We start from the raw sequence: 20,370 nt of genomic DNA, 5'->3' as shown, positions 1-20,370 counted from the left end.
TTACGCATGGAACAGCATTATGTGCGGCACACGACAAATCACGGTGGAGAGTTGTTCATGAACGACGACGAACAGGAAGACAAGAAGACGGAACTGCCGCTCGGCAAGGAAACGGAGGCGAATCTTTTCAAGTCGCGCTCTATCTTCATCTATGGCGGCATTACCCAGGAATTGGCGCAGAAGGTCTGCTCGCAACTGGTTGCGCTTGCCGCTGCCAGCGACGAAGACATCCGTATCTATGTCAGTTCGCCCGGAGGCCACGTCGAATCCGGCGATTCCATCCACGATATGATCAAGTTTATCAAGCCGAAGGTCTGGATCATCGGCACTGGCTGGGTTGCATCTGCCGGCGCGCTGATCTTCGTGAGCGTTCCCAAGGAACGCCGGCTCTGCCTGCCGAACACCCGCTTCCTGCTGCACCAGCCTTCCGGCGGCACACGCGGCATGGCATCGGATATCGAGATCCAGGCCCGCGAGATCATCAAGATGAACGAACGCCTGAACCGGATCTTCGCAGCCGCGACCGGCCAGCCGCTGGAAAAGATCGCCAAGGACACCGACCGCGACTACTGGCTCTCGGCCGAAGACGCTAAGACCTACGGTCTGGTCTCTCGCATCGTGACATCGCAAAGCGAAGTCTGATTGTTGCATACCAAGCGCCCTTGCCTGCATAATGCGGGCGAGGGCGCTTTTTTTTGCCGTCTCTCATATTGCTAACAAACGAGGGCTTACGGCATGCCCGATCTTCACTACCAACATCCCCGGCTTGCCGCCCTGTACGATCTCGATAACGGCTGGTCCGCCGGCCGGGATTTTTACGCCGCTCTCGCAGAGGGTGGCAGAAAGCGCATTCTCGACCTCGGATGCGGGACAGGACTGATCTGCAACGTCTATGCTGCACGCGGTCATGATGTCACCGGTGCCGATCCAGCGAGCGCCATGCTTGATGCAGCACGGCAGACGCCACAAGGTGCATGCATTGATTGGGTCCATTGCTTTGCACAGGAATTTCGATCGGAGAAGCGTTTCGATCTCGTTATCATGACGGGACACGTCTTTCAGGTGCTTCTGGAGGAGCGAGATGTGCTTGAAACGTTCGCGACGGTTCGCCAACATCTTTCCGCCGATGGTGTCATGGTGTTCGAGTCACGTAATCCAGCCGTCGATTGGGGAGCGCGTTGGAATGATGGTTTCTGTGCATTCGAGGTAAACGGTGTTGTCGTTCGGCAAACGCGCGATGTGTCGAAACGTGAAGGTAAAAGAATATTTTTCGAGACGCGCTACGCTTTTCCTGACGAAGTTCTGGTGTCGTCAAGCGAGTTGTTGTTCTCAAGTCGCGAGGAGATCGAAAGAGCGATCACCGAATCCGGTTTGAAGGTCGATAAAGTGCTCGGCGACTGGAATGGCGGACCATTTGATCCGTTGCATTCGGATGAGATGATCTTTTTCATCAGGCATCCTGATGCTTGATTGCGTGGCGCTACAAAATGGCGCCGAAGTGCTCTTGCGCCAATCCGGCCTGTAATGCTCCATTGAGCTTTAACGCCGTTACGAGACATTACCGCCGCCATGCTCAAAGATCTTTCCGCCCAAGCCGTCTTCATGGGCTGCCTCACCGCTTTTGTCGGCTTTGCCAGTTCCTTCGCGGTGGTGCTGCATGGGCTGCAGGCTGTTGGGGCAACGCCGGGGCAGGCGGCTTCGGGGTTGACGGTGCTGTCTGTTGCCATGGGGCTTTGCGCCATCGTCCTCAGTCTTTCCACGCGGCTGCCGGTGAGTATCGCGTGGTCGACACCCGGGGCGGCGCTGCTGGCGAGCTCGGGGGCTATTGCGGGCGGGTTCCAGGCGGCGGTCGGGGGCTTCGTCGTCTGTGCGGCATTGATTATCGTTGCGGGGCTCTTCCGGCCACTGGGGCGTGCAGTGGCTTCGATCCCGGCGCCGCTGGCCAATGCGATGCTTGCGGGCGTGCTGATCGGCCTGTGCTTCGCGCCGGTGAAGGCCATCGCCTTCAATCCGCTGCTGGGATTGCCGATCGTGCTTGCCTGGGTCGTCGTCGGCGCTTTCCGGCGGCTCTGGGCGGTTCCCGCTGCGCTTGTGGCTTTTGTCGCCGTGCTGGCGTTCGGGGTGCAGATGCCGGCGGGATCGCTGTCGTCGCTCGAGCAGTCGCTCATGCCGCGCCTCGAACTGGTCCGGCCGCTGTTCACCGTGGCAGGGCTGGTGTCGATCGCGCTGCCGCTGTTCATCGTCACCATGGCATCGCAAAATATTCCCGGTATCGCCGTGCTCAAGGTCAACCAGTACGATCCTAAACCCCGCCCACTGTTTGCCATGACCGGCCTTTTTTCGCTGGCGAGCACGCCGTTCGGTGGGCATGCGGTCAATCTTGCCGCAATAACGGCCGCCATGTGTGCGGGCAAGGATGCCAACGCCAATCCTGACCGCCGCTACTGGGCGGCCGTGGTCGCCGGCATCGTCTATATCGTCTTCGGGCTGCTTGCCGGCGCGGTCACCGCCTTCGTCGCGCTGGCGCCGCCCATCCTCATCGAGGCCGTGGCGGGACTGGCGCTGATCGGTGCATTTTCCGGCTCGGCCATGGCGGCGTTTCAAGCGGTCGAAACGCGCGAAGCCGCTGCGGTGACATTTCTGGTTACCGCATCTGGCGTGTCCTTCGGCGGCATTTCCGGAGCCTTTTGGGGGTTGATTGCCGGCGGGCTGATGCTGGTGCTACAGCGTCTGGTGGCCACCCGTCCTCCGATAAAGTAGACTGGAAGCATCGCCGCTTAGGTGGTATTCTCGGCCATGGCTTTTGAGTTTGATCCCGACAAAAGCAGAACAAACAAAATCAAGCATGGTATTGATCTTGTGGAGGCGCAGCGTCTTTGGATCGATCGCTTTTTGATTTCATTCCCCGCTCGGGACGGACTTGAAAGCCGGTTTGTCGCGATCGGTCAAATAGACGGGAAGCACTGGTCCGCGATTTGCACGAGACGTCATGACAATATCAGGATCATTTCGGTTCGCAGGTCGAGGAAAGAGGAGATAGCTCTCTATGAAGGCAAGTGAACTCGACGAGAAATTCGACAATGGCGAGGATATACTCGACTATCTCGACCTCACAAAGGCAACCCGCCCAAACATGGCGACCCAAAAGGTCAGCGTGGATTTTGCAACCTCAGTGGTCAATAGCCTCGACGAGGAAGCAGCCCGGGTCGGGCTGACACGGCAATCACTGATCAATTTGTGGATTGAAGAGCGTCTGTCCGCCGCTCAGGATCAGAGAAAAGTATCTTGAAGCCAGAAGTCGTGCAAATGCTGAAAGACTGGGCGGGGCTTGCTTCTTTTTTGCGCCGCCGGTATAAGTCAATCCATGAAGTCTACAGGCGCAAAAATTTCAAGCCAGATTGCACGCGGCCGCATCGACTTGCGTGACAACTCGCGCGCCTTCACCTCGCTTCTTCTCCTCGGCCTTACGCGCGGTTGCCGGGTCCGTTGAGGAGCGCCCGGCGGCCGACAAGCCCGCCCGGCATTCGCTCCTCGACCTAGCATCCGACAATCATTCAAGGCCCACATTCAAAGCCGCTTTTGTCATCGCCAAGCCCCAGCCGATCGGCTATGAGGCGGGCAATCGACGGCACGAGGAAAAGACGATGGACGAGCAGACCCATTCCCCCGCCAGCAAGTCTCCTTCAACCATGTCCCGCTTCAAGGGCATGGCCAAAGCTGCCGAAAAATACCGCGCCTATCCGCAGGTCAACATTCCTGACCGTACCTGGCCTTCGAAGACACTCACCAAGCCGCCGATCTGGTGCTCGGTCGATCTGCGCGACGGCAACCAGTCTCTGGTCGATCCCATGGGGCATGACCGCAAGGCCCGCATGTTCCATCTGTTGCTGGAGATGGGCTTCAAGGAAATCGAGATCGGCTTTCCGTCGGCCTCGCAGACCGATTTCGACTTTGCCCGCTGGTGCATCGAAGAAGGCAATGTGGCCGACGACGTGTCGCTGCAGGTGCTTGTGCAGTGCCGGCCCGAGCTGATCACCCGCACCTTCGAATCGTTGCAAGGTGCCAACCGGCCGATCGTGCACTTCTATAATTCCACCAGCGAACTGCAGCGTCGCGTCGTGTTTGCCAAGGATGTGCACGGCATCAAGCAGATTGCCGTCGATGCAGCGAAGATGATCACCGACATGGCCGCCAAGGCCGGCGGCGACTATCGCTTCGAATACTCTCCGGAAAGTTTTACCGGGACCGAGCTGGATGTGGCGCTGGAGATCTGTAACGCCGTCATCGCCGAGATCCGGCCGACGGCCGACAACAAGCTGATCATCAACCTCCCGTCGACCGTCGAGATGGCGACGCCGAACGTCTATGCCGACCAGATCGAGTGGATGTGCCGCAACCTCGACAATCGCGAAAACCTGATCATCTCGCTGCATCCGCACAATGACCGCGGTACCGGCATTGCCGCTGCGGAACTGGCTCTGCTGGCCGGCGCCGACCGCGTCGAGGGTACGTTGTTCGGTAACGGCGAGCGTACGGGTAACGTCGATGTCGTGACCATGGCGCTGAACATGTTCACACAAGGGGTAGACCCGCAGATCGATTGCTCCGACATCGAGCGTATCAAGGAAGTCTACGAATATTCCAACCAGATGACCATTGCCGAGCGTCATCCCTATGTCGGTGAACTCGTCTACACGGCCTTTTCCGGCTCGCACCAGGACGCCATCAACAAGGGGATGAAGGCGAGCAGGGTCGCCAACACCTCGGTGTGGGAAGTGCCCTATCTGCCGATCGATCCGCAGGACGTCGGACGCTCCTACGAGGCGATCATCCGCATCAATTCGCAGTCCGGCAAGGGTGGCATCTCCTACATCCTGCAGCAGGACTACGGGCTGAACCTGCCGCGCAACCTGCAGGTTGAGTTCCGGCAGGAAATCCAGAACATCACCGATGTCGAGGGCAAGGAACTGCCGGCGAGGCGCATCTACGATCGCTTCATGGAGCTTTACGTTCAACAGCCAGATGCCCGTATCCGGTTCGTCGATCACCACATCTTCGCCGATCCCGAGCACAAGGGGCAACGGATCATCACGGCCGAAATCACCGATGGCGGCGAACTCAGGAAGATCGAGGGTCGTGGCAACGGGCCGATCGATGGCTTCATCAATGCCCTGTCGGCCTATCTCGGCGTCGAAATGTCGGTGGAGGATTATTCCGAGCACTCTCTCCAGCACGGCTCGAACGCTGCGGCGATCTCCTATGTGGAGACGTCCTATCCGGGTGGGAAACTGTTCGGCGCCGGCGTCAACACCAATATCGTTGCGGCGTCGCTGGAGGCCATAGTCTCGGCCGCCAACCGGGTTCTCGTCTTGAAAGCCGGCTCCTGAAGCCCATCGCTCCCGGCTTGAAACATCATCTCATCGAAATGGCGGCCCGGCAGGCCGCCATTTTTGCGTCTGGCACAGTTCAGATCGCCACCGACACGCGGTTGGCGATGTCGTCGAGCAGTGCGTCCGAGGATGCGCCGACGATGGCATAGCCGACCCCGGCGCGGTGCCAGGGAACGATGCCGATATCGTCCTTGATGATCTCGTTGAAATCGCTGCCATCGGTGCCGGCGCTGTCCTTGAAGAAGCAGATCGAAACGATTTCACCGTCGATGTTGCGGTAGACCAGCTGTCCGGTCGGCTTGCCGCCCGCTACCAGCAGACGCGCGCCCTGAAATACCAGGCCCTGGCTCGACAGATCGGGCAGGTTGAACTTGACGCCGACGGTCGAGGTCAGCCAGGTGATGATCTCATCGCTCTCTGTCGCGCCGAGTTCGACGATATGGCTGGACTGGCGCAGATAGATGCGTTGGGCAGCGGCAAGGTCGTCAGGCCAGGTTCGTGCCTGGTTCGGGACGAGGGGGAGGGTGAGACGGGCCGCGCCCGGCTGGGTGCCGAAGAGATAGCCGATGCCGCCGCCGATGACGAAGAGGATCAGGGCCGCCGCCAGCGCCTGCTTGCCCGATGGCGCGAGCTTCACGGCCGGCCGCGAGAGCCGCGCTTCACGGACCTTCGGTGCCGGAGCGCTCTTGATCGAGCGCACAAGCGCCAGGGGCACCGGCTCCTTCAGGAGGTCGTCGAAAACCTTGCGTCCGATATCTGAGCCCTGCCGCAGGTTTTCATAGACGCGACCCGTGTCAACATCGCCGGAAATTAGATCCTCCAGCGTGCGCCTCTCTTCAGGGCTGGCCTCGCCATCGATATAGGCGGCTAGCCGCGCTTCGATCGGTGTCTTGCGGATATCCTGCACGGTCATGACCTCTGGCTAAGACGATTGCGCCCGGCGGCGGCAAAGGCCAGGCGGGCATTCGCAAGCCGGGAGGCGACGATCGACAGCGGGATGCCGAGAATATCGGCTGTCTGCTTGTAGCTGTGGCCTTCGACATCGGCGAGCAGGAAGACGCTGGCAAGGCCGTCCGGCAGCGCCGCTATCGCCTGATGACTGTCGCTGCCTTCTGTCGGGCGCGGCTGCAGCACTGCGGCGTCGCCTTTCTGGCCGGCGACGGCTCTCGGAGTGCCGGCGCGGACCCGGTGCCGGCGAGATTCTTCGACCCACACCTGCCGTGTCATCGCGTAGAGCCAGCTGTCCAGCCGCTCTTCCGTATTCCATAGATGGATTTTCGCGACGCTGCGCTGACAGACCTTTTGCAGCAATTCGTCGGCATCTGCCACGTCTCCGGTCAACGTCACTGCGAAGCGTCGCAACTTGGGCAGCAGGCCAACGAGGTCGCGACGGATGTCCGGGGCGGGGATGGGAGCGCGCATTGTCTTTCCACGATGAAGTGACCGTCACCGGACGCGGGTTTGAATTTTCGACTACGTGATAGATGCATCGGACGTTCTCACCAGCCCTTGCTGGGCTGATGTCGGTCCACGCATCGAGAAGACATCCATGACAGCGATATGACCATTTCCCGACCTGTTTCGCAAGTCGGCATGAAGCCTTCGTTGACCGATGCGACAGATGATCTCAGATGCGGGCAACCATTGGCAGGAGATATCTCAGTCTTTTCGAAGTAAAAGGTGCGGAGACCATAAAACTGTTGTTTCCGGTAAGGATACAGCAGCAATTATGGCTGCCTCAGGACGCAAATATATCGGTGCCCTCAGCCGAAATGCCATCCCCTCTGTGATTGAGGCTGAAGCGCTCGGCCTTCAGGCTCCAGGCGCCCGGGCCGCCCGATATCGAAAACATGTTGTAGGCGGCCGGAGGCTTGGACCCGCCGACGCCTTGCGACGCCGAGGCAATGCCGACCACCGGGACACGGCCTATCGGCCCGCGCAGCCAGTGAAGCGTGTTGAGGTGGGTATGGCCATGCAGCACCAGTTCCGCGCCACCGGTCGAGACGACGGCGGCAAAGCGGCGGATGCCGATCATGCGCTTGTGGAACGACGCGGCCCCGCGGATCGGCGGGTGGTGGATCATCAGCACGCGAAACAGGCCGGCTTCGCCCGCAGCCCGCAGCATATGTACAGTTTCGCGGGCCTGGCGCGATCCGAAAAATCCGCTGGCGGAAAACGGCAAGGTGGCAACGGCCGTCGAGCAGCCGATGATGGCGACGCGGTCACGTATGCGGAGGTAAGGGAAGACGTGCATGTCTTCCTCCCAGGCAGCGGGTGCGAGATCGCCGCGCACGTAGGGATACCAGGCGCGCACGGATTTCTCATAGGAGCCCGGCACATAGGCATCGTGGTTGCCCGGCACGACGGAGGTCGTCGCCGGCGGCCCGATGGTTGCAAGCCACTCCGCAGCGGTGCGGATCTCTATCTTTGTGCCGAGGTTGACGAGATCGCCGGTGACGCAAAGATGGTCCGCCTCCTTCGCCTTGATGTCTGCCAGCAGAAGATCCAGAGTGCCGCCAAACAAGTGCTTGCGCCGGTTCCGGTGCCAGTTCACAAATCCGGTGATGCGCTTCGAGGCAAGCTCCCAGAGGGAAAGCCGTGGGAGCGGGCCAAGGTGGATATCGGAGATATGCGCGAGTTTGAACATGGGTGAGACATAGAACAGTCTCGTTTCAAATCAAATGCTTCGTATGCCTGCACAAGGGGAAGTTTTGGCAGGCCCGCCCCGATGGGCCGCTGAGAGAGGGATGGCATGGACGACGAACTGGTACAGGAAGGGCGCGGGTGGAAGCACAGGCTCGCCGGTCCGCTGGCACATTTCTATTTTGCACTGTCGCGCGGCATGACGCTCGGGGTGCGGGCTGCCTGCTTCGACAGCGAGGGGCGAATTTTCCTGGTTCGCCATTCATACCTGCCCGGCTGGTACATGCCGGGCGGCGGTGTCGAAAGGCACGAGACTGTGGAGCAGGCCTTGGCCAAGGAACTGCGGGAGGAAGGCAATCTGGCCATTCTGGGCACACCGACCCTGATAGGCATCTATTTCAACCGCTCCGTCAGCCGTCGCGATCACGTGGCCTTCTACCGCGCTAGCGTCGAGCAGACGGCGCGGCGCGACCCTGACTGGGAGATTGTCGAGAGCGGCTTCTTCGCCCTCGACGCCCTGCCGCCTACCACCACCGCCGCCACCCACCGGCGGCTGCAGGAAATCAACGGCAACCTCGCACCCACCGGCTACTGGTAGGTGCCGGGCGCTACAGCGCGTCACGACCGTGTGGCCGGTTGAAATCGAGTGCCGGGCCCATGGGCACGATGCCGGTTGGATTGATGGTCTTGTGGCTGGCGTAGTAGTGCCGCTTGATGTGCTCCATGTTGACTGTCTCACTGACGCCCGGCACCTGGTAGAGTTCGCGCAGGTAGCCGGGCAGGTTCCGGTAGTCCTCGATGCGCCGGATGTTGCACTTGAAGTGGCCGACATAGACAGCGTCGAAGCGAACCAGTGTCGTAAACAGCCGCCAGTCGGCTTCCGTGATCGTGTTGCCGACGAGGTAGCGGCTTTTCCCCAGGCGGGCGTCGAGACTGTCCAGGGTCGCGAAGAGTTTTTGCACGTGCTCTTCATAGGCGTCCTGCGTTGTCGCAAAACCGGATTTGTAGACGCCGTTGTTGACCGTGTCGTAGACGATGGCGTTGATCTCGTCGATCTCGGTCCGCAGAGGGTCCGGATAATAGTCCAGCCTTACGTCGGTAAGACTGTCGAAAGCGCTGTTGAACATCCGGATGATTTCGGACGACTCGTTGTTGACGATGGTGCCAGTCCTGGTGTCCCAGAGGACGGGTACGGTGACGCGCCCGGAATATTGAGGATCCGCCCTCGTGTAGATCTCCCACATGGCATTGGCGCCGAAGATGTGATCGACCGAGCCGCCGTCGCGGTTTTTAAATTCCCAGCCGTTCTCCAGCATGAGCGGATCGACGATCGACACGGAAATGATGTTTTCCAGCTTCTTGAGGCTGCGGAAGATCAATGTCCGGTGGGCCCATGGACAGGCGAGCGCGACATAGAGGTGATACCGACCGGCCTCGGCCTTGAAGCCGCCGGTGCCGGATGGGCCGGCACTGCCGTCGGCGGTCACCCAATTGCGAAACTGCGACGCAGCCCGCTTGAAATGGCCCTTGGTTTCCTTGGTGTCGTACCACACGTCCTGCCAGACGCCGTCAACCAGCATGCCCATGTCATCGTCCTTTCGAATTGCCTGGAACGATACATACGCTGCCGGGCGGAATTTCGAGCGTGCAAAGATTGAACAGTCCGTTGCTGTTGCATTTGCCGCATTTTACGTTGGACGAGGCAAATATTTCCTGCTATCGGCCTCGTCAGATTTCAAGGACTGTGATCGATGACCGTAACCAGAGACCTGCGACGACGCTGATGGACCCGAACGCCGCATCCGGCGTTTCCGAGACCCATCCCTTTTTGTCATCTGGTTTGTTACGTTTCATGCACAAGCACGATCTGGTCTACCTCACCGAGGACGCGTCCCATGACGCCGTCATCGAACTCATCAACGAAGAAGCCTTTGGTCCGGGACGTTTCGTCCGGGCGGCAGCGCGTATCCGCGAGCAGGGTCCGCACGACCGGTCACTGTCGTTCATCTGCGCCGACGACGGCGAGACAGTCGCATCCGTCCGGATGACGGCCGTCATGGCAGGTGCCGTCAGGGGCCATCTTCTAGGCCCACTGGCCGTCCGGCCCTCGCACAAGAGCCGGGGCATCGGTCGCGAGCTGGTGCGTATTGCCGTCGAAGCTGCACGGCGGAAGGGCTCGGAGGCGGTCATCCTCGTCGGCGATCCGCCTTACTACGAACCGCTCGGTTTCGAGAAGGTGGCCTATAACGCGCTTGCCTTTCCGGGGCCGGTCGATCCGCGCCGGGTGCTCGCCGTGCCGATGGCGGATGACGTCCATGCGCGGCTCAAGGGCGCCATCGGCTGGACTGAATAGCGTAGCTTATCAGGATGTTACGGCGAGCTGCTTCTGCAGGAACGTCCGGCTGCGACCGAGCGGGAAGTCGGCGAGCGTACCGAAGGCCACATAGCCCTGGCGCTGATAGGCCCGCAGCGCCTGCGGATTGAAGGTGTCGATCCAGGCGCCGTGGCATCCGCGTTCCAGTGCTTCGGCTTCCGCCTTGGCGAGCAGCTTGCCAGCCATTCCCTGGCCGCGCAGCGTTTCGGGAACGAACAGCCATTGGGTGAACAGCCAGCCCCAGGCGGTCACGCCCAGCAGCCCGCCGATCACCTTGCCGTTGTCTCCGCGGATGAACACGGCCAGCGACCGTCGCTCGGGCGGCCCGACGTCCGATGCGTTGAACGACATCAACCCGCTCATGATCACGGCCATGTCGCCGTCAAGAGGCGCGTCGGTCAGGTCCAGGGTTGCCATGGCTATCGTCCTTCGCGCCACCAGGTCGCCGTAAACAGGAAGAGCAGGGCGGCGAGGCCAAGGAACCCTGCAAACAGCGGCAGCGTGTTGATGCCGCGCAGAACCGTCTCGTCTGTCAGCCGGATGCTCATGCGCTGGTCGTCGGCGATGCGCACTGCACCCCGCACCGGCAGGACCGGCGGCACGACGACGATGTCGCCGGCCGAAGCCACGCGCGTCACAAGCCCCTTGGTCTGGCTGGCCAGCGGCTTCAGCGTCTCCGTTGTCGAGATCATCGCCTTGAATTCCGGTGCATCGACGGCGCCGACATGGACCAGTGTCGAGAGGTTGCCGTTGGTGATCTGGAACAGCCCGATCTCATCGGTGTGCTTCTCGGCGCGATAGAGGCCGGGCTCGCCCTGCGCCAGCTTGACGGTTTCCGACTTGCCGGAAGGATATTTGATCGTCGCGCTGCCGGGATCGTCGCCGATCGTCTGGCGGGCGATCTGAAGCGTGCGGCCGGACGCGGTGGCGGTCAGCGCTTCTTCTTCGAGCGCCGGTTCCTTCATCAGCCAGTGGGCGATGCGCCTGTAGAGCGCCACACTCGGGCCACCACCCTCGAAACCGCGTGACCACAGCCAGCCCTGGTCAGACAGCAGCATGGCGACGCGTCCTTCCCCGGCGCGGTTCAGCACCAGCAGCGGATGATTGTCGGCTCCGACCATCACGGTCTGGCCCTGCGGCGGCTCGACATCGACCGTGCGGAACCAGCGGCCCCAATGCGGCGGCTCGACATCCGAGCCGTCGAGGCCGCGGGTAACGGGATGTTTGCGGCCTTCCTCCGACAGGCGGGGATAGAAGGCCTTGTCGATCATCTCGCCTGTCGGCTCTGCCGGCAGGACGGACTGCAGCGGCGTCAGGGCGATCGAATCCTGGCCTGCGTGTTCCGGTCCTGCGGCAATCAGCAGTGCGCCGCCGTTTTGAACGTACTGGGCGATATAGTCGTAGTAGAGGATCGGTAGCACGCCGCGATGCTGATAGCGGTCGAAGATGATCAGGTCGAAATCCTTGATCTTGTCGACGAACAGTTCCCGTGTCGGAAAGGCGATCAGCGACAGCTCGTTGATCGGCGTGCCGTCCTGCTTTTCCGGCGGACGCAGGATGGTGAAGTGCACGAGATCGACCGAGGCATCGGATTTCAGCAGATTGCGCCAGGCGCGCTCGCCAGCATGCGGCTCGCCAGATACCAGCAACACACGCATGTTCTGGCGGATACCCTCGATCAGGTGGACGGCACGATTGTTGGCAAGCGTGATCTCGCCCGGCAGTTCCGCGACGGAAAACTCGAGGACATTGTTGCCGGCACGCGGCACCTTGAAGCTGAAGGGCGTTTCCTGGCCGGGGGTCGCCTGCAGGGTGGCGATCTCGTTGCCGTTCATTTTCACCGTGACGGGGGCCACGCCGCCGGGGCTCGGGCCATCGTCGGCGACGCGCAGGGTCAGTTGCTGTTCTTCGTTGACGATGCCGAAGCGAGGGCCGCGCACCACTTCGATGCGACGGTCGTATTCATTGGCTTTGCCGGTGATCAGTCCGTGTATGGGAGCGTTGAACCCAAGCGACTGGGCGGTCGAGGGGATATCGTGGATCTGTCCATCGGTGAGGAAGATGGCGCCGCCGATGCGCGCCGGCGGAACATCGCCGATGGCACCGGCCAGCGCCGAGAACAGCCGCGTCGCCGGGGCATCCGTGTCCGCCGTATCCTTGGACTCCACATAGCGCGGCTCGATGCGCGGGAAGGCGGCCAGGCGGTCTTTCAGTTGCGCCAGGGCATCGTTGGTCATCTTGATGCGTTCGGGCGTCAGCTGGCTCTGACTGCGGTCGATGATGACGGGCACGATGGTCGACAGCCGGTCGCGGTCTTCCTGCATCAGCAGCGGGTTGGCGAGTGCTACCAGCAAGGCAAGAGCTGCGAGTGCGCGGAGCCATGCGCCACGCAGGCGACGCCAGATGGCGAAGGCGGCGATCACTGCAACGACTGCGGCGAAGACTATAATTACCGGCCAGGGGAGAAAGGGTTGGAAATCCAGCGTCATGCTATTGCCCCAGCCGTTCCAGCAGATCCGGAACGTGGACCTGATCGGATTTGTAGTTGCCGGTCAGCATATACATCATGATGTTGACGCCGGTTCTGAAGGCATATTCCCGCTGCATGTCGTCTTGCGGCACCGTTGGCAGGAGCGGTGTGCCGTTGTCGTCGACAGCCCAGGCTCCGGCGAAGTCGTTGCCGGTGATGATGATCGGCGTCACGCCGTCCGATGTGGCTGCCTGCTTGGTACCGGTGTCGGCGCGGTTGTCCTGATGGGATTCGATCCACAACGGGCTGCCGGTGTAGCGTCCCGGAAAACTCGACAGCAGATAAAAGGATTTCGTCAACACGTGCTTGGCGGGAACGGGCTCGAGTGGCGGTATGTCGAGATTGGCAAGGATCGCCTGCAGCCGTTCGCCGTTCGGGCCGGGAGCCGAATTGTCGCCGACGGAACTCAATGCATCGCGCGTGTCGAAAAGCACGGTGCCGCCGGCGCGCATATAGGCGTCGATGCGGTTCATTGTGGCAGTGCTAGGCATCGGTGCAGTCGAGGTCACCGGCCAGTAGAGCAGGGGGAAGAGCGCCAGTTCGTCCTTGGCGGGATCAACGCCGACAGGCGGCCCGGGTTCGAGTGTCGTGCGGTAAGTGAGGAAGTCGGTGAGGCCCGCCAGACCTCGTTCGGAGATACGATCGACCTCGTCTTCGCCGGTCAAGATATAGGCCAGATGCGTCTTGTCGAGCCGTGACTGTAGGATGTCGTCGCCGGGCCTCGCATCGTCGGCGCGCATGTCGACCGGGTGCAGGAAAGCCGCCGTAGAGAAGGCGATGGCGAGAATCGCGGCGGTCTTTGCGGCTGAGCGAGACGGCCGCCGGATGCCGCTGAAGGCGCCGTTCATGAATAGCACGGCAACGCTGTCGGTCAGCAGCAGAAGGAGGGCGATGGTAAACAATACCGGCTTGGCGGACCATGCCTGTCCGCCGATCAGTCCTTCGCGCTGCACCCCAATGGAAGCCGATGCGTCGAGAGGCTTCAGTTCGGCGCCCTCGGGAAGGACATTCAATGCGGTAAATCCTTCTTCCGAGCCGTAGAGACCCGGCGGGTTGTCGAAGCTTGCGAGCAGAGGCCCCTTCTTGCCGGTGTCGAGCGGCCGGGCGCTGCCGGTCTCACCGTTCAGCGCACCCTTGGCCGTCAGAAGCCGATACGGCGGCAGGATACCGGCGGCTGACTTGGCAGATCCGTCGGCAGCTGTGACGCCTCCGGAGCGGGACATCTGCACGATACGGCGTAGCATCTCGACGAAATCACCTGAAATCGGCAGATCCGACCACGACGCTTCGGCGCTCACATGAAATAGCACGATGCGGCCGGCGGAGACGTTTTTCTCGGTGACCAGCGGTGTTCCGTCGGCAAGGCTTGCCCATGTCCGCTCGGCCAGATCTGGCGTCGGCTCGGCCAGAACCTGGCGCTTGACCAGCACATTTGACGGTTTCGGCATGCCGGCAAACGGCCCGAAAGCCGGGAAATCGGCGAGTGGTTGAGGCTCGGCCCAGGACATGGCGCCGCCCAGCGCACGCTCGCCCTGGCGCAGGATCACAGGCACGAGCGGATCGTCGGCCGGTGCTGCTGCAAGGCGCGGACCGGCGAAACGGATCAACGTCCCGCCATTGGCGATCCAGCGCTGCATCGGGGCATAGGCATCTGCCGGCAGGCGGCCGATGTCGGCCATGATGATGACAGACGGATTGCCGGCCAGAAGCTCGGTAATCGATTTCGCCAGATCGTCGGCCTCAGGGTTCACGAGGTCGGCGTAAGGCGAAAGTGCCTTCTGGATATAGTAGAGCGGTGACAGCAGCGGCTGGAACTCGTCGACGGCCTGGCCGGAGAGCAGGGCGACGCGGCGACGCTTGAAGCCGTCGTCGAGGAGATGCACCGAGCCTGCGGTCGTGTGGCCATCGATGCTGACCCGGGCAAAGTCGTTGCGCATCTCGAAGGGGGCTGTGATCGTGCCCGATGCGACCGACTGGCCAGCGGTAAAGGCGAGTTTGCCGGCAGCGATCGGACGCCCTTGGGCATCCTGCGCGCTGAGCGTGAAACCGGCGGGGCCGGCGCTATCGAGGCGGCTCGCGGTAACGGTCATGGCGTCGGCGGCGTTGGCGGCCTTGGTCAGGACGATGGCTTGGCTTGCATCGCCCTCCAGCAGGCGGAGGTCTGCGGGAGAGAGGGAAGCGAGCTGCTGAACGGTATCGTCCTTGTCGGCGGCAGCAATTCCGTCTGACAGGAAAACGAGCGTGCCGGGATGGGCGCCAGCGAGAGCCGACTTCAGGGCCTGCACGGCGCGTGGGCGATCCGGTACCAGCGGCATAGGGGCGGCGGCATGTAGTTTGTCGCGCGCTGCCATCGCGGTGCCTGGGATGGCATCGTTGGTCTGGTTGGCGGTGAAGGCGATGACGACGGGCGTCTCGCTGGCATCGGCATCGCCGATCAGCGCGTCGGCGGTTTGCACGCGGCGATCCCAATCGGCAGCGCTCGCCCAGCTGTTGTCGATCAGCAGAACCAGAGGTCCCGCCTTGGAAAGGGTGTTGGTGCGCGGATTGAAGACGGGATCGGCGATTGCAAGGATGACGGCCGCCGCCATCAGCATACGCAGCAGCGTCAGCCACCACGGGCTGTTGGCCGGGGTTTCCTCTCGTCTGAGCACTTTGGCCAGGATCTTCAGCGGCGGAAAGACTTCCGTCTGTGGGCGCGGCGGCGTCATGCGCAGCAGCCACCATATCGCCGGCAGGGCGATCAGAGCTGCCAGGATCGCCGGATAGGCAAAACCCAGCGCGCTCACAACTGACCACCATGGGTGGCTCTGGTCGGCATGCCGGACAGGTAGGTGTGCACAGCGACAAGCGCCTCGGAGGCGAGGTGGTCGGTGCGGTGGGTGACGAATGTCCAGCCGAGGTGGCGCAGCGTCTCTCCGAGGCTGTCGCGGCGCGCCAGGTAGGCACGCTGGTAATCCTCGCGGATTGTCTCGGCACGGCCGGCCACCAGCTTTTCGCCGGTTTCCGGATCGGTGAACTCGGTGCGGCCGCTATAGGGAAATGTTTCCTCGGCGGGATCGGCGATCTCGACCACATGGCCGCGCAATCCGCGCCGTGCAAGCGGGCCGAGACGGGCCATGATGCTATCTGCATCGTCGAGAAAATCTCCGATCAGCACGACGTCGCTCCAGCCGCGGATCATCGCCGTCTGCGGCAGGCCACCGCCCAGCGGCGCATGCATCAGCGCCGTCGCCAGTCGCTCGGCAGCGTTGCGGGCGGAAATCGGTTCCATGATGCCGGGGCAGCCGATGCGCTCGCCGGAGCGGGCGAGGATTTCGGCCAATGCCAGCATGACGACCAGCGCGCGGCTTTCCTTGGAGACATGACCGAGCGACGACCTGAACATCATCGACGGCGACATGTCGGCCCAGAGCCATATGGTGTGTGCCGCTTCCCATTCATGATCGCGGATATAGGTATGGTCATCGCGGGCCGAGCGCCGCCAGTCGATGCGCGACAGGCTCTCGCCATCGCTGTAGGGGCGGAACTGCCAGAAATTCTCGCCGATGCCGCGCTTGCGGCGGCCGTGCCAGCCGGCAATCACGGTGTTGGCTATGCGCTTCGCCTCGACCAGGCAATCGGGGACGAGAGCTGCCCGTTGCCGGGCGCGGGAAAGGGCATCGCTGCCGGATGTCGGATTGACGATCTGTCCGATGGATGCCACGCGGCGCTCTCTCCCTAGGTCCTGGCCTGCTTGACCAGGTCGGAAATGACGTCGCGAACTGACATGCCTTCGGCGCGGGCGACGAACGTCAGCGCCATGCGGTGCTGCAGGATCGGTTCGGCGAGCGCGTGTACATCGTCCAGCGACGGGGCGAGGCGACCCTGGTAGAGGGCGCGGGCGCGGGTGCAGAGCATCATCGCCTGGCCGGCGCGCGGGCCCGGGCCCCAGGCGACGTGCTTGTCTGTCGTGGCGTTGCCCTGGCCCGGTCGGGCCGAGCGGACAAGAGACAGGATGGCATCGACGACGCTGTCGCTGATCGGCATCTGGCGGATAAGCTTCTGGATTTCGGACAGCCTGCCAGCATCGATGGCAGCGCCGGCCTTTGCTTCCGACATGCCGGTCGTGTCGAGCAGGATGCGGCGCTCGTCGGCCAATTCCGGATAGCCGACATCGACCTGCAGCAAAAACCGGTCTAGCTGCGCTTCCGGCAGCGGATAGGTGCCTTCCTGTTCCAGCGGGTTTTGGGTGGCAAGCACGTGGAAAGGCGCCGGCAGGTCGTAGCGCTGGCCGGCGATTGTGACATGATATTCCTGCATCGCCTGCAGCAGCGCCGACTGGGTGCGCGGCGAGGCGCGGTTGATTTCGTCTGCCATCAGCAATTGTGCGAAGATGGGGCCCTTGAGAAAGCGGAATGAACGGCGACCGGTGTCGTCCTGGTCCATCACTTCCGAGCCTAGAATGTCCGATGGCATCAGGTCAGGGGTGAACTGTACGCGGCTGGCTCCCAGCCCGAGCACGTCGCCGAGCGTCGTCACCAGCTTGGTCTTGGCGAGGCCGGGAACGCCGACCAGCAGCGCGTGGCCGCCGGCCAGAACCGCGAGCACAGTCTTCTCGACGACGCTTTCCTGGCCGAAAATGACCTTCGATATCTGGTCGCGAATTGCGGCGATATCGGCAAGCGCACGCTCTGCAGATGCAATCATGGCCTTGTCGTCGAGGCTAGCCTCTGTCGAATTGATCATGCCCATGTGCATCTCCGGCGGCTGAAAGACGGGTGTGTCGATTCGCAGTTCATACAGATTTGCCCCATACTCAAGAGAATTTATCCCTCACAACAATGCTGACAAGCGCGTCTCGAATGACTATCTCGTGTGACAGCAAGAACTAGCGACGAACCGGGACGGAACAATGGCAGCCGAGGAAATCAGCGCGACGACCGACGCGGCAGGCTTGGCTGCCCTGATTTCGCGCGCCGCCGGAGATGCCGGAGACCACGCCAAGGGTCCGCCGCCGGTCGACAAGTGGAACCCGCCCTTCTGCGGCGATCTCGACATGGAAATCCGCAGCGACGGTACCTGGTTCTACATGGGGACACCGATCGGCCGCGCGCCGCTGGTGCGATTGTTCTCGACGGTGTTGCGCAAGGACGAGGACGGCAAGACCTATCTCGTGACGCCTGTGGAAAAAGTCGGCATCCGCGTCGTCGATGCGCCGTTTCTGGCCGTCGAGATGACGATGACGCAGGTTGACGGCCATCCGCTACTGACATTCCGGACGAACGTTGGGGACGTCGTGGAGGCAGGCGAGAGCCATCCGCTGCGCTTCCTCATGCATGGCGACAACAACGAGCTCAAGCCCTACCTGCACGTGCGCGGCCGGCTGGAGGCGCTGGTGTCACGGGCCGTCATGTACGATCTGGTGGCTCTCGGCGAAACGCTCGACATCGACGGCGTCGCGATGTTCTGCGTCCGCTCCGGCGGCGCGACTTTCCCGATCATGACGGCGCTGACGCTGAATGCCCTGGCAGATGAGTGAGTTTCCGCTTTATTCGGCAGCCGAATTCCGCCGCCGCGCGCTCAACCAGACGGGTAACCCGGTCGAGCTTGCCTGGCGTGAGCACGGCGATCACCTTCTCAACCGAGAGAGAATTCTCGACGTCGAGGGGATGACGCTACGCGACGCCGCGGTGCTGGTGCCTGTCATCGACGAGGGAGACGACGCACGGGTCATCTTTACGCAGCGCACGACAAATCTGCGCAAGCACTCTGGCCAGATCGCCTTTCCGGGCGGCGCCATAGATCCGGACGATGCGTCGCCGGAGGCTGCCGCGATGCGCGAGGCTGAGGAGGAGATCGGGCTTGCCAATCTGTTCGTCGAACCGGTGGCCCGCCTGCCGCATTATCTGGCTGCGACCGGATTCCGCATTACGCCGATCCTGGCGGTCGTCAAGCCGGGTTTCGAGCTGACGCTAAGTCCGACCGAGGTCGAGGATGCTTTCGAAGTGCCTCTGTCGTTTCTGATGGACCCGACGCACCATATGCGCGACAGCATGGAGTGGAAGGGCAGCGAGCGTCATTTCTACCGCATGCCCTACGGTCAATGGATGATCTGGGGCATTACCGCCGGGATCGTCCGGACATTGTACGAGAGGCTTTACGCATGACGACTGTTGCCGGAGAGACGTGGTTCGCGGATGCGGCGCTCGGACAGGTTCTGGCGTTGCTCAACACCGACGGCGGCGAGGCGCGCATCGTTGGCGGAGCAGTCCGCAACAGCCTGATGGGGCTCGATGTCGCCGACATCGACGTCGCGACGACGCTGCTGCCGGACGCTGTCGTCGCCCGTGCCAAGGCGGCCGGCATCAGGGCCGTACCGACCGGCATCGCGCATGGCACAGTGACGTTGGTGATCGATGGCAAGCCGTTCGAGGTGACGACGTTGCGCCGCGACGTCGAGACCGACGGACGTCATGCCGAGGTGGCTTTCAGCACGGACTGGCAGGCGGATGCCGAACGCCGCGATCTGACGATCAATGCGCTCTATGCGACCGCTACCGGCGAGGTCATCGATCTCGTTGGCGGCCTTGCGGATATAGAGACCAGGACCATTCGGTTCATCGGCGAGCCGGCAACGCGGATCGCCGAGGATCATTTGCGCATACTGCGCTTTTTCCGGTTCTTTGCCTTCTATGGCACCGGTCGGCCCGATGCTGCGGGCCTCAGGGCCTGTGCCGGCGCGCGCGCCACACTGGCATCGCTGTCGGCCGAGCGCATCTGGTCGGAAATGAAGAAGCTGCTGGGAGCACCCGATCCGGGGCGTGCGCTGCTTTGGATGCGCCAGATCAGCGTGCTCACCGATATCTTGCCGGAAACCGAGAAGTGGGGCATCGACGCCATCCCGGCGCTTGTTTCCACCGAACGGGCGCTTGGCTGGTCGCCGGATCCATTGCTGCGACTTGCCTCCATAGTGCCGCCAGATGCCGACAGGCTGGCAAAGCTCGCGATCCGGTTGCGCCTGTCGAAGGCAGAGGCGGCGAGGCTTGCCACATGGGCGGCCGCACCCGTCGTCGACGACGAGATCTCTGACGCAGCGTTTCAAAGATTGCTGTATGGCCATGGAGCAGAGGGTATCCGCACCAGGTTGAAGCTCGCCCTTGCGGTGGCGCGGGGCAAGGCGGAGGGCGACTTTGCAGAGATGGCGCGTACGGCACGCATCGGCAAGCTGCTGGATCGCGCAGGCGGCTGGCAGAAGCCGGTCTTTCCAGTCAGCGGAGCCGATGCGCTGAAGGCAGGAATTGCTGCCGGCCCGCGCGTGGGCGAAGTGCTGGGCGATCTTGAACGCCAGTGGGTCGACGAGAATTTCGCGACCGACAAGGCTACCCTGCTGTCGCGGCTACGAGAAATGGTCTGATTTTCAGGGCAGCCTCCGCTTATCGCAGAAGCTGCGCCCG

At 62.3% G+C, this 20,370-nt stretch carries 20 protein-coding genes; 11 read left to right on the top strand and 9 right to left on the bottom strand.

The features are described from left to right. Window positions 1-57 precede the first annotated feature (57 nt). The 6 genes from PR017_RS10270 to leuA all read left to right on the top strand — a co-directional run bounded on the left by PR017_RS10270 (window position 58) and on the right by leuA (window position 5,387). Window positions 58-642 carry an ATP-dependent Clp protease proteolytic subunit gene (locus tag PR017_RS10270; RefSeq protein ID WP_111222663.1) on the top strand — a complete coding sequence of 195 codons (585 nt, stop codon included), beginning with the start codon at window positions 58-60 and terminating at the stop codon, window positions 640-642. A gap of 93 nt (window positions 643-735) precedes the next feature. Continuing rightward, on the top strand, window positions 736-1,470 hold the full coding sequence (locus PR017_RS10265; protein WP_111222664.1) for a class I SAM-dependent DNA methyltransferase: 735 nt from the start codon (window positions 736-738) through the stop codon (window positions 1,468-1,470). Window positions 1,471-1,569: 99 nt separating this feature from the next. After that, the gene (locus PR017_RS10260) at window positions 1,570-2,760 is read left to right on the top strand and encodes a benzoate/H(+) symporter BenE family transporter (RefSeq protein WP_111222665.1); all 1,191 of its coding nucleotides are present in this window, start codon (window positions 1,570-1,572) and stop codon (window positions 2,758-2,760) included. A 36-nt stretch (window positions 2,761-2,796) separates the two neighbouring features. Further along, complete coding sequence (locus tag PR017_RS10255) at window positions 2,797-3,060, top strand: BrnT family toxin (RefSeq protein WP_111222666.1); 264 nt, start codon at window positions 2,797-2,799, stop codon at window positions 3,058-3,060. Then, on the top strand, window positions 3,047-3,289 hold the full coding sequence (gene brnA / locus PR017_RS10250; protein WP_111222667.1) for a type II toxin-antitoxin system BrnA family antitoxin: 243 nt from the start codon (window positions 3,047-3,049) through the stop codon (window positions 3,287-3,289). The genes PR017_RS10255 and brnA overlap by 14 nt, the downstream gene beginning before the upstream one ends. A 355-nt stretch (window positions 3,290-3,644) precedes the next feature. Beyond that, complete coding sequence (leuA, locus tag PR017_RS10245) at window positions 3,645-5,387, top strand: 2-isopropylmalate synthase (protein WP_111222668.1); 1,743 nt, start codon at window positions 3,645-3,647, stop codon at window positions 5,385-5,387. Between the two features lie 79 nt (window positions 5,388-5,466). Here the strand turns inward: leuA and PR017_RS10240 are convergent, their stop codons facing one another. The 3 genes from PR017_RS10240 to PR017_RS10230 form a co-directional block, all read right to left on the bottom strand. Further along, complete coding sequence (locus tag PR017_RS10240; RefSeq protein ID WP_111222669.1) at window positions 5,467-6,303, bottom strand: anti-sigma factor family protein; 837 nt, start codon at window positions 6,301-6,303, stop codon at window positions 5,467-5,469. After that, on the bottom strand, window positions 6,300-6,812 hold the full coding sequence (locus PR017_RS10235) for an RNA polymerase sigma factor (protein ID WP_111222670.1): 513 nt from the start codon (window positions 6,810-6,812) through the stop codon (window positions 6,300-6,302). Before PR017_RS10235 ends, PR017_RS10240 begins: the two co-directional genes overlap by 4 nt. A 316-nt stretch (window positions 6,813-7,128) precedes the next feature. Then, entirely contained in the window at window positions 7,129-8,037 is a 909-nt protein-coding gene (locus PR017_RS10230; protein WP_111222671.1) for a metallophosphoesterase family protein, read from the bottom strand. A 105-nt stretch (window positions 8,038-8,142) separates the two neighbouring features. On the opposite strand from PR017_RS10230, the gene PR017_RS10225 reads away from it, so the two are divergent. Further along, the gene (locus PR017_RS10225) at window positions 8,143-8,631 is read left to right on the top strand and encodes an NUDIX domain-containing protein (RefSeq protein WP_111222672.1); all 489 of its coding nucleotides are present in this window, start codon (window positions 8,143-8,145) and stop codon (window positions 8,629-8,631) included. A 10-nt stretch (window positions 8,632-8,641) separates the two neighbouring features. Here the strand turns inward: PR017_RS10225 and PR017_RS10220 are convergent, their stop codons facing one another. Further along, window positions 8,642-9,619: a glutathione S-transferase family protein gene (locus tag PR017_RS10220; protein WP_111222673.1), complete on the bottom strand. Its 978-nt coding sequence runs from the start codon at window positions 9,617-9,619 to the stop codon at window positions 8,642-8,644. 197 nt (window positions 9,620-9,816) lie between these two features. Here PR017_RS10220 and PR017_RS10215 point away from each other — a divergent pair, with 197 nt between their 5' ends. Further along, on the top strand, window positions 9,817-10,386 hold the full coding sequence (locus tag PR017_RS10215) for a GNAT family N-acetyltransferase (RefSeq protein WP_206423235.1): 570 nt from the start codon (window positions 9,817-9,819) through the stop codon (window positions 10,384-10,386). 9 nt (window positions 10,387-10,395) lie between these two features. On the opposite strand, the gene PR017_RS10210 is transcribed toward PR017_RS10215, so the two are convergent. Genes PR017_RS10210 through PR017_RS10190 form a run of 5 tightly spaced genes read right to left on the bottom strand, consistent with a single transcriptional unit; the run spans window position 10,396 to window position 17,668 of the window. Further along, window positions 10,396-10,824, bottom strand: coding sequence for a GNAT family N-acetyltransferase (locus tag PR017_RS10210; RefSeq protein WP_111222674.1), 429 nt, complete (start codon window positions 10,822-10,824; stop codon window positions 10,396-10,398). Window positions 10,825-10,826: 2 nt separating this feature from the next. Further along, window positions 10,827-12,896: a hypothetical protein gene (locus tag PR017_RS10205; RefSeq protein WP_111222675.1), complete on the bottom strand. Its 2,070-nt coding sequence runs from the start codon at window positions 12,894-12,896 to the stop codon at window positions 10,827-10,829. 1 nt (window position 12,897) lies between these two features. Further along, window positions 12,898-15,723: a DUF4159 domain-containing protein gene (locus tag PR017_RS10200; protein ID WP_111222676.1), complete on the bottom strand. Its 2,826-nt coding sequence runs from the start codon at window positions 15,721-15,723 to the stop codon at window positions 12,898-12,900. Beyond that, entirely contained in the window at window positions 15,720-16,640 is a 921-nt protein-coding gene (locus tag PR017_RS10195) for a DUF58 domain-containing protein (protein ID WP_111222677.1), read from the bottom strand. Before PR017_RS10195 ends, PR017_RS10200 begins: the two co-directional genes overlap by 4 nt. A 14-nt stretch (window positions 16,641-16,654) precedes the next feature. Further along, complete coding sequence (locus PR017_RS10190; RefSeq protein ID WP_111222678.1) at window positions 16,655-17,668, bottom strand: AAA family ATPase; 1,014 nt, start codon at window positions 17,666-17,668, stop codon at window positions 16,655-16,657. A 160-nt stretch (window positions 17,669-17,828) separates the two neighbouring features. On the opposite strand from PR017_RS10190, the gene PR017_RS10185 reads away from it, so the two are divergent. Genes PR017_RS10185 through PR017_RS10175 form a run of 3 tightly spaced genes read left to right on the top strand, consistent with a single transcriptional unit; the run spans window position 17,829 to window position 20,330 of the window. Then, the gene (locus tag PR017_RS10185) at window positions 17,829-18,455 is read left to right on the top strand and encodes a DUF1285 domain-containing protein (protein ID WP_111222679.1); all 627 of its coding nucleotides are present in this window, start codon (window positions 17,829-17,831) and stop codon (window positions 18,453-18,455) included. Next, window positions 18,448-19,083 carry a CoA pyrophosphatase gene (locus tag PR017_RS10180; RefSeq protein WP_111222680.1) on the top strand — a complete coding sequence of 212 codons (636 nt, stop codon included), beginning with the start codon at window positions 18,448-18,450 and terminating at the stop codon, window positions 19,081-19,083. The genes PR017_RS10185 and PR017_RS10180 overlap by 8 nt, the downstream gene beginning before the upstream one ends. Next, entirely contained in the window at window positions 19,080-20,330 is a 1,251-nt protein-coding gene (locus tag PR017_RS10175; protein ID WP_111222681.1) for a CCA tRNA nucleotidyltransferase, read from the top strand. The genes PR017_RS10180 and PR017_RS10175 overlap by 4 nt, the downstream gene beginning before the upstream one ends. Window positions 20,331-20,370: the final 40 nt, after the last annotated feature.

This window comes from Rhizobium tumorigenes, from assembly GCF_003240565.2.
In the GTDB taxonomy this organism is placed as follows: domain Bacteria; phylum Pseudomonadota; class Alphaproteobacteria; order Rhizobiales; family Rhizobiaceae; genus Rhizobium; species Rhizobium tumorigenes.
Note: the sequence above shows the minus strand (reverse complement) of the source record. Positions and strands in the feature narration are given on the sequence as shown.

What these genes read in the sequence shown, in the direction of transcription:
- PR017_RS10215 (WP_206423235.1), top strand. Translation starts at nt 9,817, where the DNA reads ATGGACCCGAACGCCGCATCCGGCGTTTCCGAGACCCATCCCTTTTTG.
- PR017_RS10190 (WP_111222678.1), bottom strand. Translation starts at nt 17,668, where the DNA reads ATGGGCATGATCAATTCGACAGAGGCTAGCCTCGACGACAAGGCCATG.
- PR017_RS10240 (WP_111222669.1), bottom strand. Translation starts at nt 6,303, where the DNA reads ATGACCGTGCAGGATATCCGCAAGACACCGATCGAAGCGCGGCTAGCC.
- PR017_RS10260 (WP_111222665.1), top strand. Translation starts at nt 1,570, where the DNA reads ATGCTCAAAGATCTTTCCGCCCAAGCCGTCTTCATGGGCTGCCTCACC.
- PR017_RS10220 (WP_111222673.1), bottom strand. Translation starts at nt 9,619, where the DNA reads ATGGGCATGCTGGTTGACGGCGTCTGGCAGGACGTGTGGTACGACACC.
- PR017_RS10230 (WP_111222671.1), bottom strand. Translation starts at nt 8,037, where the DNA reads ATGTTCAAACTCGCGCATATCTCCGATATCCACCTTGGCCCGCTCCCA.
- brnA (WP_111222667.1), top strand. Translation starts at nt 3,047, where the DNA reads ATGAAGGCAAGTGAACTCGACGAGAAATTCGACAATGGCGAGGATATA.
- PR017_RS10185 (WP_111222679.1), top strand. Translation starts at nt 17,829, where the DNA reads ATGGCAGCCGAGGAAATCAGCGCGACGACCGACGCGGCAGGCTTGGCT.
- PR017_RS10235 (WP_111222670.1), bottom strand. Translation starts at nt 6,812, where the DNA reads ATGCGCGCTCCCATCCCCGCCCCGGACATCCGTCGCGACCTCGTTGGC.
- PR017_RS10210 (WP_111222674.1), bottom strand. Translation starts at nt 10,824, where the DNA reads ATGGCAACCCTGGACCTGACCGACGCGCCTCTTGACGGCGACATGGCC.
- PR017_RS10175 (WP_111222681.1), top strand. Translation starts at nt 19,080, where the DNA reads ATGACGACTGTTGCCGGAGAGACGTGGTTCGCGGATGCGGCGCTCGGA.
- PR017_RS10270 (WP_111222663.1), top strand. Translation starts at nt 58, where the DNA reads ATGAACGACGACGAACAGGAAGACAAGAAGACGGAACTGCCGCTCGGC.
- PR017_RS10205 (WP_111222675.1), bottom strand. Translation starts at nt 12,896, where the DNA reads ATGACGCTGGATTTCCAACCCTTTCTCCCCTGGCCGGTAATTATAGTC.
- leuA (WP_111222668.1), top strand. Translation starts at nt 3,645, where the DNA reads ATGGACGAGCAGACCCATTCCCCCGCCAGCAAGTCTCCTTCAACCATG.
- PR017_RS10180 (WP_111222680.1), top strand. Translation starts at nt 18,448, where the DNA reads ATGAGTGAGTTTCCGCTTTATTCGGCAGCCGAATTCCGCCGCCGCGCG.
- PR017_RS10225 (WP_111222672.1), top strand. Translation starts at nt 8,143, where the DNA reads ATGGACGACGAACTGGTACAGGAAGGGCGCGGGTGGAAGCACAGGCTC.
- PR017_RS10265 (WP_111222664.1), top strand. Translation starts at nt 736, where the DNA reads ATGCCCGATCTTCACTACCAACATCCCCGGCTTGCCGCCCTGTACGAT.
- PR017_RS10255 (WP_111222666.1), top strand. Translation starts at nt 2,797, where the DNA reads ATGGCTTTTGAGTTTGATCCCGACAAAAGCAGAACAAACAAAATCAAG.